Origin of the sequence: Nocardioides sp. (assembly GCF_050246775.1) — a bacterium.
Taxonomy (GTDB): Bacteria; Actinomycetota; Actinomycetes; order Propionibacteriales; family Nocardioidaceae; genus Nocardioides.
Window position 1 is genome coordinate 1,643,898 of the sequence record NZ_JBFWVK010000001.1, and the last position, 17,496, is coordinate 1,661,393.

Genomic DNA, 17,496 nt, shown 5'->3' on the forward strand with positions numbered 1-17,496 from the left:
CCGTGGCCCCGGTGAGACTCACGGCCAGCGTCGGAGCAAGCCGACGCCTGGACAACCTGGCGGGGTGCCATGAGTGCTCACATCACCCCAGGGCCAGGCTGCTAGTCGGACCCGTTCTCAAGCGGTGCAGCTCGTCTTATCGTCTCCAGTGAGGCCGATACGTGCGGGCCCATGAGAGCCGCGGCGGTGTCGGAGTCATGTCGCGCGATGGCGTCGACGATCTTGCGGTGGTCGTCCTCAGCCTCCACGATTCTGCGGTGGTCATCCTCGGGCGTCCCTGCGCCCGTGAACCCCTGGAGGATTGCTGAACGATAGCGGTCACATCGGTCCCACAGGCTCTCTAAGTGCCTGACCAGAACGGGGTTCCCACAGGCAGCGTAGATCGAGCGGTGAAGATCCCTGTTGCGGTGAAGGAGGTCCTGCGGGCTCAATCGTGTCGCGTCGACCTCGAGGTAGCGTCGCATCGTCTTGATCTCGTCTGCAGAGGCCACGGTCGCCGCCAACGAGGCAGCCATCGGATCGAGAGCAAGTCGAACTGCGTAGGTGTCCTCGATGACGCGACGCGAGAGCGGTGCGACGCGGGTGTTCCGGTGGGCTTGGCTGACGACGAGTTCCTGCTCCTCGAGGCGTCGCAAAGCCTCCCGGACAGGCGTCGTCGACAGACCCAACCGCAACGCCAGCGCTTCCTGGTCGACCTCAGAACCGGGGCGCATGGTGCCATCGATGATCTCGGCGCGGATGCGGTAGTAGGCCAGGTCCGACTTGGTCATCGCGCCCGAGGGGTACCCACCCGGATTCCCACTGCCAGCTGTGTAGGGATCGGGCATGAACGTCCTCCAGTTGAAAGAGCCCTCGTGAGAGGAACTGGTGACATCAGGTCGACGTCACGGGCTGCATCTTATAGGGGTGCGCCGTCCTGGACGCGCAGACTCGGGCACAGGCAGATTCGCCGTTGTCTCGATCTCCACTTCCTGTAGTCCATAGTTTACAGACCGTAGATCTCTCGCTAGGCTGTAGGTGCGAATCCGCGTCCCATTGCCAGGGCGGGCGAGCAACCGGCGCTCACTCAACACGCGGGCTGGAGTGGTGAGGAGAGCACTGTGAAGGAAGCCGGCGCGGACCTGTCGGAAGGGGCCGCCGACGCGACTCTGGATCCGGCGGACCTTCGAACAGTCCTTGGCCACTACCCCACTGGGATCGCCGTCGTGGCTGCGGTAGGGCCCGCGGGGCCCATCGGCATGCTGGTTGGTTCCTTCACATCTGTGTCGCTGGAGCCGCCGCTGGTGGCGTTCCTCCCGCAGAAGGACTCCAAGTCATATGCCGAACTGCGCAATGCCACCCAGTTCTGTGTCAACATCCTCTCGGCTGACCAGGAGCCTCTGTGTCGAGGTTTCGCCTCGAAGGAGGCGGTCGACAAATGGGCGGGGGTCGAGTGGTCTCCGTCGCCATCCGGAGCTCCGCGACTCGATGAGGCCGTGGCCTGGATTGACTGCACCCACGAGCGAACCGTGGACGCTGGCGACCACGACATCGTGCTGGGCCGTGTCCAAGCGCTTGGTGTGACGAACCCGGTGCTGCCGTTGCTGTTCTACCAAGGCGGCTACGGGCGCTTCCACTCGGGCTCCTTGGTGGTGCCCCCTGAAGAAGACCTGCTCGGTCCCATCCAGAAGGCGGACATCGCGCGCCCCGAACTCGAGCGATTGGCCACCGAACTCAACGTGAACTGCGGCCTGCAGGCAAACGTCGGCCCGAGTCTGGTGTTCATCGCCACCGCCAGTCCAGGAGACGGCCGGTCCATCCTCCAAGTCGGTCGCCGGATGCCGCACGTTCCCCCTGTCGGCTCACCGTTCGTCGCCTGGTCCGACCAGGCCGCGATCGACACATGGATGGGACGCCTGCTGGAGACGCCCACGTCCGAGCAACGCCGCGCTCTCCTCGCAGGACTCGAGCGCGTCCGTGAACGCGGGTACTCAGTCGCCGTCCAATCCCCCGACTTCATCGCGGCCCTCAGTGACCTGCGCAATATCGACAGCCAGGCGGCGAACGCCGAACGGGAGATCGTCAGGCTGGTCGCGAGTCTGGAGGGTCTCTATGAACCCGCAAGTCTCGACCTGACCCAAGGCAGATCCGTGCGCCTGCTCGGGGCGCCGATCTTCAGCCCAGCGGGGAAGGTCGAGATGGTCGTACAACTCTGGGACTTGCCACCGCACCTCACCGCGGCGGAGGTCTTCAGCCGCGCTACGAGGCTCCGGGCAGCCGCCCGGGCGATCGAATCAATGTTGGCAGCACAGACTCACGCCCTGACCCCAGCCAGTCAGCCTCAATCGACACTCGGACGCTATTGAGAAGCGATGAACGGCCACCGGCGCACAGCTGCCGACCCATCTCGCCAACGGAGGACCCATGTACAACCTGTCAAGCCTGCTCGAGGACAGCGCCGCACGCTACCCCGACCGCGAAGCGGTCGTCCTCAATGACACACGTCTGACCTACTCGCAGGTCGATCGCTATGCCAACATGTGCGCAAACCTGCTGGTCGACCGTGGCATCACCCCCGGCGACAAGGTCGCCCTGAGCTGCCCGAACCTTCCCTCCTTCTCGATCGTGTACTTCGGCATCCTGAAGGCGGGAGCGACGGTGGTGCCGCTGAACGTACTTCTCAAGGGCCGCGAGATCGCCTACCACCTGAAGGATTCCCAGGCGAAGGCCTACTTCTGTTTCGAAGGGACGCCCGATCTCCCCATGGGCGCCAACGGGCTGGAAGGATTCGACGCGGTCGAGACGTGCGAGCATTTTTTCGCGATCACCGCGGATCCGAACGCCGCGTCCCCCCTGGTGGGGTACGAAACCCTGTCCCAGGCCATGCAGGACTTCCCGTCTGAGTTCGAGACGGTGCCCACTGACGAGGACGACACCGCAGTCATCCTCTACACCTCAGGGACGACGGGACAGCCCAAAGGCGCGGAGCTGAGACACCGGAACATGCGTGACAACGCACTGTCGGGCCGCGCGGTGTTCGCGACGAGTGCGGAGACCCCCGACACCTTCCTCACGGTGCTGCCACTGTTCCATTCGTTCGGCCAGACTGTGTGCCAGAACGGCGTTTTCGCATACGGCGGAACCTCGGTCCTGCTACCACGCTTCGAGGCGAGGAGCGCTCTGGAGTTGATGATCAAGGAAGAGATCACGTTCTTCGCCGGCGTTCCGACGATGTACTGGGGACTGTTGGGCGCCCTGGATGGCGGTCCGGACGTCTCCCACATCGCCGACCATCTGCGGGTCGCCGTCGCAGGGGGCTCCGCACTGCCCGTGGAGGTGCACAGAGAGTTCGAGAAGCGCTTCGGCGTCACGATCCTCGAGGGCTACGGACTGTCGGAGACGTCTCCGGTCGCGTCCTTCGGCGTCTTCGGAGAGCCGGCCCGCCCCGGCTCGATCGGCAAGCCCATCCCCGGTGTGGAGATGAAGCTCATCGACCAGGACTGGAACGACATCACCGACCCCGAGGGAATCGGTGAGATAGCCATCAAGGGTCACAATGTGATGAAGGGGTACTACAACAAACCCGAAGCGACCGCTGAGTCCATCCACGATGGTTGGTTCCGCACCGGCGACCTGGCCCGCCGGGACGCTGACGGCTGGTACTACATCGTCGACCGCGCCAAGGACATGCTGATCCGCGGCGGCTTCAACATCTACCCCCGCGAGATCGAGGAGGTCCTGCTCACGCACCCAGGGGTCTCCCTGGTCGCCGTCGTCGGCGTTCCCGACAAGACGCATGGTGAGGAAGTGAAGGCGTTCGTCATCAGGGCACCGGGCACCCCTGTCACGGAGCAGCAACTCGTAGCCTGGGCGCGTGACAACATGGCTGCCTACAAGTACCCGCGGATCATCGAATTCCGCGATGCCCTGCCGATGACTGCAACTGGCAAGATCCTCAAACGCGAACTGACCTGATGAGCGATCGGCGGATTCACTTCCCAAGTCCTCACGTAGGTACTGCACCCCGGCTCCTGCTGGGCGGGAGGTCCCGCGTCGTTGACACCACTCTGGTGATGGGCGTCGTCAACGCGAGCCCTGAGTCCTTCTCGGACGGCGGCCGCTTCACGTCGCACGAGCAGCGGCTGGAACTCGCGGCATCGCTGGTCGAGGCCGGTGCCGACATTGTCGACGTCGGGGGACAATCGGCGATCACGAACCAACCTGAGATCGATTCCGCCCGCGAGATCGAGCGCGTCGTCCCCATCGTGGAATGGCTGCACCGCTCGTACCCCGAAGTCACCATCAGCGTCGACACCTACAAGCCTGACGTCGTCGAGGCTTCTCTGACGGCGGGGGCGTCGATCCTCAACGACGTGAGCGGGCTGATGTACCCCGAAGTCGTGGGTTCGTGTGTCGCCCATGACGCGGCCCTCATCATCATGCACACGGCAGCCCGACCCAAGGTGCGCCTTCAGGACAAGAATCTCTACCGCGATGTCGGAACAGAGGTCGTATGCTTCCTGCGCGAGAGGCTGGCAATCGCGAAGTCGCTCGGTCTCGCCGAGGAGGCAGTCATTCTCGATCCGGGTCCCGACTTCACCAAGACGCCACACCAGACCGTCAGCGTGCTGCGTCGGATCCAAGACGTACGCGACCTCGGTCGTCCCGTGCTCCTGGCGTTGTCCCGCAAAGACTTCCTCGGCGCCATCACCGGACGCTCTCCGCTCGGACGCGAGGCTGCGACACATGCCGCGATCGCCTACTTCGCTTCCGCGCCCGGACACATCGTGCGTGTGCATGACGTGACGGCCGCCCGCGACGTGATCGCCACCGTCGAGACTCTCGCAGGCATGCGAGACCTCTCGCCTGACTACGTCCTCCCCGACGACCTCAGGCACGAGCCTGGCTCGTGAACCCGGACGCACAAGGCTGGTACGAGCGGAACACGTCGTCCTCGGACGACTGGCCTCTGGAGCGGGTGTTGTCGCTCAAGGGTTCGACCACGGTGGCGGTGATCATTCCGGCGCGGAATGAGGAAGCAACCGTCAGTCACGTCGTGCGGGAGATCCGCAATGACCTCACAGACCTCGTTGACGAGTTGGTCGTCATGGACTCCCTCTCCTCCGACGACACCGCGTCCGAAGCGGAGAGAGCCGGCGCCAGGGTGTGTTCGGTCGGTGACGTGCGCCCGGACCTGGGAGTGCGACCGGGCAAAGGCGAAGCCCTGTGGAAGTCACAGTTCGTGACCAACTCAGAGTTGCTCGTCTTCGTTGACGCCGACCTCACCTGCTGGGGCACCCACTTCGTCTCTGGACTTCTGGGGCCGCTGCTCACCGAGCAGAGAACCCTGCTGGTCAAGGGCTACTACGACAGGGTCATGGACATGGGTTCAGGGGTCTCGACCGAGGGTGGACGGGTGACCGAGCTCGTGGCACGACCCTGGTTGTCCGTGCACCGGCCGTCTCTCTCGGCGGTCGTGCAGCCGCTGGCAGGCGAATGGGCGATCCGCCGTTCGGTGTTCGCCTCGTTGACCGTGCCGGTTGGCTACGGCGTCGAGATGGCGAACCTCCTCGATGTCGAGTCCCGGCATGGGTTGGAGGCGATCGCCCAGGTCGACCTCGGCCGTCGGGCACACAGGCACCAGAACCTGCACGACCTGGGGATGATGGCCACCGAGCTGCTCGCCATCGCCGACCGTCGCCGGTCAGCGCCAACTCGCGAAGAGACTGACTCGATCAATCTGCCACGGCTGTCTCATGACCGCAGGTGGACCGATCGCACCGTTGTCACCCAAGAGCGTCCGGCCTTCGAGTCGATCGACCAACCTTGAGCCCCTCGCTCCGGACCACCATCTAGCCGCGGCCAAGAACATCGATGCCGCGTCATCCCGCGTAAGGGATGGGCACCATGAACGGCACCGACTCAGCAAACAAGGTATCGCGCGAGATGGTCCCGTTGAGCAACATCGACATTCGGATCCACCCGTTGTGCGTGACGATGTAGGTGTCCGTGTTCGCGCCAGATATGTCGGAGAGGAAAGCTTGCACCCGAGCTCCGAACTCGCTCACACTCTCTCCGCCGGGTGGAGTGAGCATGAGATCGAGGTCAGTTTCCCCATAAGCCGGCCAGCGCTGCCGCACCGTATCGTGGTCCAGCCCTTCCCACTCTCCGACGGACCGTTCCATCAACCGTTCATCCACGATGGCGGGCTCACCGGGGAAGAGCACGTCCGCCGCAGTCCGGGCACGCTGTAGCGGCGAGGTGAAGATCGTCCGCGGTCGCGCGGCGGGGACGGCGTAACGTTCCGGGTTGACGATCACTTCGGCCGGCACGTCTGACTGGCCCTGAAAGACACCCGCGGCATTCGCGGCCGTCGGCGCGTGCCGAACCACGAAGATCATTGCCACAAGATCTAGCGAACCACACGAGACGTCGCCTCCCACCCCGCAGCCATTTCGAGGGCGTCGACCACCTCGTTGAGGCGTGCCGTCAGACCGACCGAGCGAAGATGCCTCCGTCGCCGCACTGCTTCTCGTCTTTCCGTGCCATGAGCACTCCCTACGATGAAGGCTGGTGCCACTTCGCAACTGAGCGAGCCTCCGGAATACACGAAGCCCCAGGTCAGAAGACCTGGGGCTGGTGTGCGCGAGGGGGAGATGAACCGGCAATTTCTCCAGGCACCCGTTGCCCCTCGTTGCACACCGTTCCCCGGTGTCCGTGCTGCCCAGGGAGAGCACCAGCGAGATCTTGAGTTCTGATCCGACGGGTGCCGCCGAACACGGGCACGCCAGCCCGGATCACCCGTGTAGCCAACGAGCGCCAGGACGGTGTGCATCGGGTGCGACGGAATCAACTCCAGCCCACTGCAGTGGCCTGCGCATCCGTGGAGAGCAAGACCAGCATCTCCGAGACGGCCCGCCTGGTGAACGGCCCCAGGAGCGAGCCACGAACTGGCACCTTGGTGCACTGTGGCAATGCTCGCTCGGGTCTACTGTCAATTGAGCCGTCGCCGGCGCTCAGGTGACGGCTGACGTATCGGCCCACAGCAAGTGAGGACACTGTGACCAAGGTATTCGTGCATGGGAATCCGGAGACAGTCTCTGTATGGGATGCGCTCGTGTCTGAGTTGGAGAGCCGCGGCGTTGACGACATCCTCCTGCTGTCGCCGCCGGGCTTCGGTGCACCAATCCCGGAGGGATTCAATTGCACAGCTGCCGACTACCGTGACTGGCTGATGAGGGAGATCGAATCGATCGGTGAGCCGGTTGACCTGGTCGGGCACGATTGGGGGGCGGGTCACACGTTCGCAGTCGCAGCCGATCGGCCGGATCTCCTGCGAAGTTGGGTGGCCGACTGTTGCGGGATCATTCACCCCGACTACGTGTGGCACCCCGCGGCCCAGGTGTGGCAGACACCCGGTGAAGGGGAACGACTGGTCTCCACGATGATCTCTCTCAGCGGCGAGGAGTTGGCGGCCGACTATGGAGTCCACCCGCAGTTGGCTTCGAGCATCGCCGAGCATCTGGACGCCGCCATGGGCACCGCGATCCTGGCCGTGTATCGATCCGCCGTACAGCCCCGAATGCGCGAGCTGGGTGACCGGCTCAGCAACGCTCAGCGTCGCCCGGCATTGATGATCCACAACCCTGACGACCCATACACCCAGCCCGAACTGGCTCATGAAGTCGCCACGAATGTCGGCGCGGACTTGGTGACGCTGGACGGCACCGGCCACTGGTGGATGGTTGAGAGGCCGAGTGCGGCAGCCGAGACTCTCGCGTCGTTCTGGGACACCCTTTGACCCGGTGGGCCACCTGACCCAGATGGGCAGCCCCCGTCGCCCGCCGGCGTAGGCGGTGCTGCCGCGAGAGCTGAACCCGTGACTGCGCGACCAGGCCTTCGTCACACGCCTTCGTGTTCGACCAACACATGCACGCACTCAGGACATGCTTTCGGTCCGGCAGCCCAGAAGTTCAGTGTCCAGAAGAACTGCCATCCGACGGCCGACATGCCGCATACAGTCTGCAGGCTGCCCGGGCTACGGGCGTGCCACTCGCCGTAGGGGAGTCGCGGCTGCCTGACACCGACCTTGGGAGGCATGGTGTGGGGGGCCGTCACAAGGTGAGCCGGCCATCTATACCTCCGGCGTTCAGGACCTAGGACGGGCTCGCCGTGCTTCATTGCTTCATGCCGAGCGATCCCCGATAGGGTCCATCCCCTGGAGTGGATCCTGTACGCCTCCGAAGCAGAGCGCCAGCACGTCTTCGAGGTTCGTCTCCACCGAGTCGAGATCGCCGACTACCCGCCCCTCCCTCATCACCAGAACGCGATCGCTGATGCGCAGGGTCTCTTCCAGGTCGCTGGAGATGAACAGCACAGCTCGGTTCTGTGCGGCGATGTCACGCACAAGTCGGTGGATCTCTGCCTGCGCTCCCACATCGACGCCCTGCGTCGGTTCGTCAAAGATGAACACGTCCGCCTCCGTCGCCAGCCACTTGGCAATCACGACCTTCTGCTGATTTCCTCCCGACAGGTGGCTGAACCGACTCTCGGGGCTGGCCACCTTGATTCCCAGCCGACCCTTGTCGGATGCATAACGCTGCCGCTCCTTGCGTCGCTGGATATAGCCGAAGACTGAGAAGCTCGACAATGCCGCCAAGGTCAAGTTCTCGCGGACGGTCCAGTCGCCGAACGACCCCTGATGCCTTCGGTCCTCGGGCAACAGCGCAATCCCCCGCTTGATTGCTGCCTGGGGAGATGACGCCCGCAGCGGACGGCCATCGACTTCGATGGTTCCAGAGTCAGGACGCAGAGAGCCGAAGAGCATATGAGCCACCTCTGAGCGACCTGAACCCACAAAGCCCATGACTCCGGTGACCTCACCACGATGCAGGTCGAAGCTGACGTCCTGGACCTTGTTCTTCCAGTTCAGCCCCTCGACCCGAACGCTCAGCTCGCCACGGGTGTGGCGACCGGCCCGTACGAGGTCGGAGGGTTCGGTGCCGAGGATCATGCGCACCAGGGTCTTGCGATCCTGTAGGTCCGCTCTTTCAACGCTGGCCACTAGCCTTCCGTCTCGGAGCACCGTGGCTCGATCACACAACGCCGCGATCTCATCCAACCGGTGGGAGACGTAGATGACGCTGAGGCCGGCAGCCTTCAGCCGCTCGACCGTCGTGTACACCTGCTCGACCTCGTGAGCGCCCAGGGAGGCGGTGGGCTCGTCCATGATGATCAGCCTCGCCCCGAGGAGAAGACATCGTGCGAGCGAGACCATCGACTTCTGGGCCGCTGGCAGGTCCGCCATCCGGCTGTTCACGTCCAGTACGACGCCCAGCCGGCGCAGGATGTCTGAGCAGTTGGATCGCATGGCTGCCCGGTGGAGAAACGGGCCGATCATCGGTGGCCGCAGGCCGAGATAGACGTTCTCGTAGACGGGAAGATCAGCAACGAATTGAGGCTCCTGGTGGAGGACAGCGATCCCAGCGGCAGCCGATTGCGCGGCATTCGCAAGATGCACTTCGGTGCCTTCGATCTCTATCGATCCCGCATCGGCATGGTGGACGCCCGCCAGAATCTTGATGAGCGTGGACTTTCCCGCGCCGTTCTGACCAATGAGCCCGTGCACTTCCCCAGGAAGCACGTCAAGGTCGACGCCATCGAGCGCCACCACCCCGAGAAAACTCTTGCTCAGGCCGCGCACTCGTATCCACGGCTGCTGTGTTGTCATCGTGAGGCCACTCGCCGCGCGAAGGTGCTGATGGTCACGGCAGCGACCAGCACGATGCCCTGGGACGCAATGGTCCAAGCACGCTCCACACCCGCGATCACCAGCCCGTTGGACAGGAAGCTCAGCATCAGCACCCCCACGACGGTTCCACCAACATGGAACTGCCCTTCGCGCAGAGTTGCCGCCCCGATGAAACAGGCGGCGAAGGCTGGGAGGAGAAAGCTGACTGCCGACGTAGGGTTTCCAACCCCGAGGCTCGAGGTCACCATGAGCCCGGCCAAGCCAGCGAAGGCGCCACTGAGGACAAAGGCGAGAAGGCGAGAACGCTCGTTGTTGATCCCCGACAGACGCGCAGCGACCGGGTTGCCCCCCACTGCATACATCCTGCGCCCGATGACCGTTCGCTCCAGCAGGAGCCACGCTCCTACGCAGACGAGCAACCAGACCACGACCTGGGTGAAGATCGGGCCGATGCTTCCCCTGCCCAGCGACGTGAAGTCCGCAGGTAGGTCAGCCGAGATCTGGATTCCTCCTCGATAGGCGATCAGCCAACCTGCAATGATCTGACCGGCACCGAGTGTCGTGATGAATGCCGACACACCCAGGCGTGTCACGACCAGGCCGTTCAAGAGCCCGACGCCCACACCGACCAGGAGCGCGGCGACCGTTCCTCCCGCCATCCCGTAGCTCTGTGCAGTTCCCGCTGCGAGCATGCCCGCGGCAGTCGCCGTGTACCCGATCGAGAGATCGAAATCACCGAGGATGAGGACAATCGTGAGTCCGATCGAGAGGACTCCGAGGGCGGCGCTCGCCTTCAGGACATTCTCGAGATTGGCAGCGGAGAAGAAGGAGTCTGCGGTCAGCGAGAACACCAGCAACATCAACGCGAAGCCGATCAAGGTCCCGTAGCGGGCAATGAGCATGAGCCACCACGAAGATCGGCGACCAGGCGTGGCGCTCACCTGCTCCCTCGCCTTCTGGCTCGGCGGACCGCTGACAGAGGGTCCGCCGACCGTGGTCGTCGGAGGAGGTGGACTCGTCTCGGAGGACTTCATCTGTGACTTCCTTGTCATCGCGCGGAGCCGAATAGCGACCAGGAACCGGCCTGGGCGGAGCGGCCGACTGATCTGCGCTGTCGCCATCGTCAAACCACGCGGAGCCTGGCCCCATCAACTGTTCTACGCAGACTAGGTCTGCCGGTTGGCCCTCACCAGTCCACCAAAGTGCACACGGCTACTCACGCCCGAGCCATTCGGTCGAGCTCCTGGCGCCTCTCACCTCGGAGCCGGTCAGGCTCGACCTGTCCACCTTGGTGCACTGGAGGGCGGAGCAGGCCGGTCGTAATCTCCGACTGCACCGTCGTGCATCCGACTCGGCACCGGAACGCACATGTTCGATCGGCCGGATCGAGGCCGAATTTCTCTGGCTCATTCGAGACACCCAGCCATAAGGCAGGTAAACAATGAAGAACGGCATCATTTCTCGTCGACTTGTGCTCGGCGGCATGGCAGGAGCGGGAGCAGGCCTCGCCCTGGGCGGCTGCAGCACCGATGGCGGTGGCGCACAGTCGACGGCGCCAACGTCAAGTGGAGCAGCCGGAGCGCAGGTCGGCGGCTCGTTCACGGCCACCGACTTCGCGGCACTCAAGGGAGCTTCGGTCGGCGTCGTGGGCGTCAACTTGAAGGGTCCGACGGTCGCACGCGCGGTCAAGATCATGGAGGACCTCGGCAAGGAGCATGACTTCAAGGTGGACGCGGTCGATACCGCCTTCGACCTTCTCAAGACCAACGACACCATGAGGGTCTGGGCGGACAAGGGATACGACGCAATTGTCGTGGCCAACACCGAAGCCCCCAATATCGGCGATGGTCTCGACGCAGCCGGCGCGAAGAACATCCCCGTCGCCGGCTTCTACTGTGGGCTCGCACCCGGCCTCGCTTTCGACATCGGCGCCAACGAGTGGATTGCCGGCAACAAGGTCGCCACATACATTTCGCAGCGGCTGCTCGTGGAGAACAAGGGACGCGGTATCGCCATCTTCGGCTACACGCCACTGGCCAACCTGCGCACCCGAGAGCTCAGTGTCACGACCCAAGCGGACTTCTACAAGATCCCCATCGTGGCCCGGCAGGAAGTGAACGCGGACAACTCGGCGGTCGACGTGCAGAACAAGACAACGGACATTCTCACGCGCTACCCCGCAGGTGGCGACCTCGGTGCAATCTTCGTGCCGTGGGACGAAGGGGGGTACTCGGCCGTCTCGGCGCTCGAGGCTGCCGGTCGTGACGACATCTTCGTGGTGTCGCTCGACGGTGAGCAACCGAACCTGGACTCGATCCGCAAGGGGGGGCCGCAGGGTGCCACCGTGGTCAACGACATGGTGGCCGTCTCGAACGTCGTCCTGACAGAGCTGGGCAAGATCATGGCTGGCGGAGAGCCGCCCAAGAACCCCCAGCTCTACGTCGACTCTCCGCTGGTCACCGACGCCAACGTCCCGGCACCGGGAGTCATACCCGAGGGAACCGGGCTGACGCCGTTCTACACCGGGTGACGTAGGAGCTGGTCCCCCCGGTTCGCCGGACTCGTGCTGTCGGGTCCGGCGAATCGGCATGTGTGGAGCACGTACGCGCTGTACACCTTGGTGCACTGCCCGCCGACCGTCGGTGGAAATAGCGTCGAGACACCGAGAAAGGTCATCCACACTGCATGCGTCTGCATGCGTTCGAAAGGAGTCTCTACGATGGAACTGGGCCAGATGCCATCCGCGCTCACTGTCACGGACCGACACATCGACGGCGTACCACTGGTCGCCAGGGAGATCGCGAGTCTGCCCAAGCCGCCCGTGTTCGACTCCTTCGAGGAGGAACGCCTCCACCGCAAGCAGCGATTGGCAGGCGGACTCCGCATCTTCGGACGATTCGGCTTCGGGGAGGGCGTCGCTGGTCACATCACTGTGCGCGACCCCGAGTTTCCCGACCACTTCTGGGTGAACCCGTTCGGACGTAGCTTTCGGCACATGCGTGTCAGCGACCTCGTCCTGGTGAACCACTCGGGAGACGTCGTCTACGGCGACCAACCCGTCAACCGGGCCGCGTTCGTCCTGCACTCCGCGATCCATCAGGCACGTCCGGACGTGATCGCTGCAGCACACTCCCACTCGCCGTACGGCAAGTCGTTCAGCTCCCTGGGCATCCCGCTCGCGGCGCTGACACAGGATGCCTGCACGTTCTACGAGGACCACGCGGTCGTGACCGAACAGGGTGGGGCTGTGGTCTTCGAGATCGAGGCCGGCAGACAGGTCGCTGCAGGTCTCGGCGCCAACAAGGCAGCGATCCATCAGAACCACGGGCTCTTCACCGTCGGGCAGACCCTTGACGAGGCCGTGTTCTGGTTCATCTCGCTCGAGCGCTCGTGTCAGGCCCAGCTGGCCGCGATGGCAGCCGGCACGCCTCAGGTCATCCGTCATGAGTGGGCCTCCCACACCGCCCGCGAGAACGGCACGCCGTGGGCCGGTTGGTTCAACTTCCAGCCACTGTGGGATGAGATCTGCCGCACCGACCCCGACCTGTTCGACTGAGGAGACTCTCCGTCCGCACCCGAACCAAAAGGAACCCGGTCCCCGTGAGGGGCCGGGTTCCTTCTCGTTGCCCTGCGCTCAGGAGGCGTAGTAGCCCAGAATGGACTTGGTCTCCAGGTACTCCTCAAGACCGGAGACCCCGAACTCGCGTCCGTTCCCCGACTGTCCGTAGCCGCCGTAGGGGGCAGTGAAGTCGGTCCCTGCCCCATTGACGTGCACCTCGCCACTGCGAACCCGACGCGCCAATGCGCGCGCCCGCTCAGGATCCCCGGAGACCCACCCCGACAGTCCGTAGACCGAGTCGTTGGCGATTCGAACCGCGTCGTCCTCATCCTCGTATCCGATGAGAACCACGACCGGCCCGAAGATCTCCTCGCGCGCGATCCTCATGTCGTTGGTGACATGGGAGAAGACCGTCGGACGCACGTAGAACCCGACGTCGAGACCGTCAGGGCGCCCTAAGCCGCCGGCGACGAGCCGAGCACCCTCCTCGATGCCAGCCGCGATGTAGCTCTGGACCCGGTCGAACTGCGCGCGGGAGGCGAGTGGCCCCACCGTCGACGCCTCATCCAGAGGGTCGCCGATGACCAGACCGGACACGGCGGCGGCAGCCAGTTCGGCGGCTTCATCCATCCGGTTGGAGGGCACGAGCAGGCGCGAGGGGGCATTGCAGGACTGCCCGGTGTTGGTGCAGAGGACACCGATGTCTCGTGACACGACATCGGCCAGATCGGCGTCATCCAACACGATGTTGGCCGACTTCCCGCCGAGCTCCTGGGCAACCCGCTTCACCGTCGGGGCGGCCTTCAGCGCAACGTCGACGCCTGCACGGGTGGAACCCGTGAACGAGACCATGTCGACGTCGCGATGGGCTGCGAGGCCCGCACCGACAATCGGGCCGTCCCCGTTGAGCATGTTGAACACTCCCGGGGGAACACCGGCCTCGTCGAGGATCTCCGCGAAGACGACCGCATTGAGCGGCGCGATCTCCGACGGCTTGAGGATCATGGTGCAGCCCGCTGCAAGCGCCGCGGCTACCTTCGGAACCATCTGATGGATCGGCCAGTTCCACGGGGTAATCAGGGCACATACGCCGATCGGCTCCCGCCGGATCATGGTAGACGCGTGCGCGGTCTCGAACTCGAACGACGCCAGGACCTCCCGGGTCGTCTCGAGGTGGATCCATCCGACGGCCGCCTGCACGTTCACAGCCAGGTCGATCGGGGCTCCTATCTCGGCGCTGATGAGCTCCCCGATCTCACGAGCCCTCGACTTGTACACGGTCGTGATCCTGTCCAGAAGCGAGAGTCGGCTCTCGACGGTGCTCTGCGAGTAGCTCACGAATGCCTGTCTTGCGGCTGCCACGGCTCGATCCACATCCGCGACACCGCCCATGGCGACGGATGTGATCTCGCGTTCGGTCGCCGGGTTGATGACCGGGCAGGTCTCTGCGCTGATGGGATCGACCCAGGCTCCATCGATATAGAACTGCAAGGTGTGGTCCATTGCTCCTCCTAGTGCTGGGCGTTGTGTGGTCTGCCGCGATCCGGTCAAGCGCTGCGGGTCACCACCGGCTGGAGTCGGCTGTCGACGTTCAAGACCTCGCGCACGGTGGTGGCGATCTGTGCCCGGACGGGATCACCGGACAGCAGCGCCACCATCGGGAGGGAGGCATGCACATGTCCCCTGGCAGCGATCCTGTGCACCGGGACACCCGCCTCCTCCAAGGCGTCGGCGTAGTCCTCGCCCTGAGAACGCAACGAGTCGAACTCGCTGGTGACGACGACCGCGGGTGCCAGGCCGACCAGGCTCGTCGACCGGGCGGGCGAGATCCGCGGGTCCCGCAGGTCCTGCGTCCCGGCATAGTGGTGCACCAGCCAGTTGACACTCTCGGCCCTTGGGCCGTACTCCCCCTCCTGCGCCTGGCTGCCCTCGGCGATCGCCGTCACATCGGTGATGGGATTGATGAGCACCTGTACGCCGATGTCAGGGGCGTCTGCGGCATCGCGCGCCATCTGAGCGACCACTGCCGCAAGATTCGCTCCCGCTCCCCAACCGGCGATCGCCACCTGACCCGGGATGCCGCCCAGCTCCACCGCACGCTCACTGGCGAACCGGGTGGCCGCGTACGCGTCGAGCACCGCAGCGGGGAACGGGGCCTCGGGCGCGCGCCGGTAGGCGACCTCGAGGACGGCGACACCGGCTCGGGCGGCCAGGTCACGGCAGAACCCCTCCGACCACGGGTCGTCCAGCACCCACCCGCCCCCCGGTAGATACACGACCACGGGATGGGGCCCCTCCTGATCTGGCCGATAGAGGCGGAAGGGGAGCTCGCCGTCCGCTCCGGGAACCACTCCCTCAACGACTTCGAAGATCTCGCGTCCACCCGGCCGTGTTCCTCGTGCCTCGTGGATCGCCTTACGTGCCTCCCGCAGATCACCGGTGAGAGTCGTGGCACAACCATCTCTGCTGGTGCGGACCAGGTCCGCGACATCGGGCTGAAGGTGATTGACCACCTCGTCGCTGCGCTGCGTGCCGGCTGCGCCTGTGAGCTCGAAGCCGAGGAAGTCCCTATCGAGCACCGAGTCGCAGGTCTGCCGATACACTCCGACGCCGCCCACGTACGGCATGAACACCCTCGGTTTTCCCGGCACGTTGGCGCCGAGGTACCAGGAGTTGGCCGCAGGAAACAGCGTGATCTCGGCACAGTCGAGCACGTGCTGGACCCAACCCTGCTCGGCGGCGGGCGTCGGCTCGATGCTGCTCACGTCCCGACGTCGTAGTTCGACGAGACACCTCGCGACCCAATCGACGTGCTGCTCGATCGCCACCACCATGTTGGAGAGAACCGACGGGCTTCCCGGGCCGGTGATCATGTACAGGTTGGGGAAACCGGAGCTCATCAGTCCGAGGTAGGTAGCGGGCCCGTCGGCCCACTTCTGCCGCAGGGTGAGGCCGTCACGACCGGCGATGTCGATGGCCATGAGGGCACCAGTGAGGGCGTCGTACCCCGTGGCCAGAACGATCGCGTCGACTTCAAGCAGCCCGTCGACTGTCACGAGGCCCTTCTCGTCCGCACCCACGATGGGAGAGCTGCGCAGGTCGTGGAGCTGGACGTGAGGCTTGTTGAACGTCTCGTAGTAGCCGGTGTCGAAGCATGGCCGCTTCGCCATGAACGGGTAGTCCGTCGGGCACAGCTTCTCGGCGGTCGCGGGATCCTTCACGATCGAGCGGATCTTGCTGCGGATGAAGTCGGCAAAGAAGTCGTTCGAGGCCTTGTTCGTCAGATGGTCAGCGAAGACGGAGTTGACCGCCGCGATCTCTCCAGCCGCCCACGCCTCCTCGAGGCGAGCCACCCGCTCAACCTCGGACAGGTCCTCGGCTCGCTCCTTCGGCGGGTCCAAGGGGACTCCGCCCGACGACCATCGGGCCTCTTCGCGATAGGTCTGCCGGTCCTCGGCAAGCCTCTGCACCCTGTGGGCGGGGGGAGCACCATTACGGGCTGGAAGCGAGAACGCCGGGGTCCTCTGAAAGACGGTCAGCTGTGCCGCCTGGTCGGCGACGAGCGGAATGAGCTGGATGCCGGAGGACCCGGTACCGACCACAGCAACGCGCTTCTCGGCGAAGTCCACCGGCTCCTCGGGCCAGCTGCAGGTGCTGTACACCTCGCCCGCGAAGTCCTGCAGACCATCGATGTCGACTGGTTTCGGGACCGACAGAGCGCCCGATGCCATCACCACGTGTCGTGCTGTCCAGCTCTCGCCGGTGGCCGCGTCCACGGTCCATGATGCCGATGCCTCGTCCCACTCGGCCTTCGTGACGCGGGTGGAGAACCGGATGCCGGGTCGGAGGTCGTACCGGTCGGCGACGTGCTGCAGGTATCGCAGAATCTCCGGCTGGGTTGCGAACTTCTCCGACCAGGTCCACTCCTCCTCCAGCGCGGCGTCCCAGGTGTAGCAGTAGTCAGTGGTGGGGATGTCACACCGCAGGCCGGGATACCTGTTCCAGAACCAGGTGCCGCCGACGTCCTCCCCGGCCTCGAGAACGATCGTCGAGAATCCCTGCTCGCGCAGGCGGTACAACATGTAGAGGCCCGCGAAGCCAGCCCCGACGACGATCACATCGACGTCAGCACCCGGGGCGGCGCCTGGGGTCTCGATGTGGGTGTCCTGGACCCTCTGCGTCGCCATGCGGCGGCCTCCTCATGGAT

At 64.8% G+C, this 17,496-nt stretch carries 13 protein-coding genes; 7 read left to right on the forward strand and 6 right to left on the reverse strand.

All coding sequences use genetic code 11. The annotated features are described in order from the left end of the window. Positions 1-101: 101 nt before the first annotated feature. Complete coding sequence (locus tag AB7I40_RS07835; RefSeq protein ID WP_428347601.1) at positions 102-827, reverse strand: GntR family transcriptional regulator; 726 nt, start codon at positions 825-827, stop codon at positions 102-104. Positions 828-1,100: 273 nt separating this feature from the next. On the opposite strand from AB7I40_RS07835, the gene AB7I40_RS07840 reads away from it, so the two are divergent. The 4 genes from AB7I40_RS07840 (at position 1,101) to AB7I40_RS07855 (ending at position 5,809) form a co-directional block, all read left to right on the forward strand. Beyond that, the gene (locus AB7I40_RS07840; RefSeq protein WP_428347602.1) at positions 1,101-2,345 is read left to right on the forward strand and encodes a flavin reductase; all 1,245 of its coding nucleotides are present in this window, start codon (positions 1,101-1,103) and stop codon (positions 2,343-2,345) included. 58 nt (positions 2,346-2,403) lie between these two features. Continuing rightward, on the forward strand, positions 2,404-3,954 hold the full coding sequence (locus tag AB7I40_RS07845; protein ID WP_428347603.1) for a long-chain-fatty-acid--CoA ligase: 1,551 nt from the start codon (positions 2,404-2,406) through the stop codon (positions 3,952-3,954). 98 nt (positions 3,955-4,052) lie between these two features. Next, entirely contained in the window at positions 4,053-4,892 is an 840-nt protein-coding gene (gene folP, locus AB7I40_RS07850; RefSeq protein ID WP_428347604.1) for a dihydropteroate synthase, read from the forward strand. Further along, positions 4,889-5,809 (forward strand): glucosyl-3-phosphoglycerate synthase, encoded by a 921-nt coding sequence (locus AB7I40_RS07855; RefSeq protein ID WP_428347605.1) that lies wholly within the window; start codon positions 4,889-4,891, stop codon positions 5,807-5,809. Before folP ends, AB7I40_RS07855 begins: the two co-directional genes overlap by 4 nt. 52 nt (positions 5,810-5,861) lie before the next feature. On the opposite strand, the gene AB7I40_RS07860 is transcribed toward AB7I40_RS07855, so the two are convergent. Continuing rightward, positions 5,862-6,380 (reverse strand): histidine phosphatase family protein, encoded by a 519-nt coding sequence (locus AB7I40_RS07860; RefSeq protein WP_428347606.1) that lies wholly within the window; start codon positions 6,378-6,380, stop codon positions 5,862-5,864. A 659-nt stretch (positions 6,381-7,039) separates the two neighbouring features. Here AB7I40_RS07860 and AB7I40_RS07865 point away from each other — a divergent pair. After that, complete coding sequence (locus tag AB7I40_RS07865) at positions 7,040-7,780, forward strand: alpha/beta fold hydrolase (RefSeq protein WP_428347607.1); 741 nt, start codon at positions 7,040-7,042, stop codon at positions 7,778-7,780. Positions 7,781-8,164: 384 nt separating this feature from the next. Here AB7I40_RS07865 and AB7I40_RS07870 read toward each other — a convergent pair whose 3' ends face one another. Further along, the gene (locus AB7I40_RS07870; RefSeq protein ID WP_428347608.1) at positions 8,165-9,709 is read right to left on the reverse strand and encodes a sugar ABC transporter ATP-binding protein; all 1,545 of its coding nucleotides are present in this window, start codon (positions 9,707-9,709) and stop codon (positions 8,165-8,167) included. Next, positions 9,706-10,764, reverse strand: a complete 1,059-nt coding sequence (locus tag AB7I40_RS07875; protein WP_428347937.1) for an ABC transporter permease — start codon at positions 10,762-10,764, stop codon at positions 9,706-9,708. Before AB7I40_RS07875 ends, AB7I40_RS07870 begins: the two co-directional genes overlap by 4 nt. A 407-nt stretch (positions 10,765-11,171) precedes the next feature. On the opposite strand from AB7I40_RS07875, the gene AB7I40_RS07880 reads away from it, so the two are divergent. Beyond that, positions 11,172-12,260, forward strand: coding sequence for a sugar ABC transporter substrate-binding protein (locus tag AB7I40_RS07880; RefSeq protein WP_428347938.1), 1,089 nt, complete (start codon positions 11,172-11,174; stop codon positions 12,258-12,260). Between the two features lie 189 nt (positions 12,261-12,449). Continuing rightward, positions 12,450-13,286, forward strand: a complete 837-nt coding sequence (locus tag AB7I40_RS07885; protein ID WP_428347610.1) for a class II aldolase/adducin family protein — start codon at positions 12,450-12,452, stop codon at positions 13,284-13,286. 78 nt (positions 13,287-13,364) lie between these two features. Here the strand turns inward: AB7I40_RS07885 and AB7I40_RS07890 are convergent, their stop codons facing one another. Both AB7I40_RS07890 and AB7I40_RS07895 read right to left on the reverse strand, forming a co-directional pair. Continuing rightward, on the reverse strand, positions 13,365-14,792 hold the full coding sequence (locus tag AB7I40_RS07890; RefSeq protein WP_428347611.1) for an aldehyde dehydrogenase family protein: 1,428 nt from the start codon (positions 14,790-14,792) through the stop codon (positions 13,365-13,367). A gap of 44 nt (positions 14,793-14,836) precedes the next feature. After that, positions 14,837-17,476 (reverse strand): flavin-containing monooxygenase, encoded by a 2,640-nt coding sequence (locus tag AB7I40_RS07895; protein WP_428347612.1) that lies wholly within the window; start codon positions 17,474-17,476, stop codon positions 14,837-14,839. Positions 17,477-17,496: the final 20 nt, after the last annotated feature.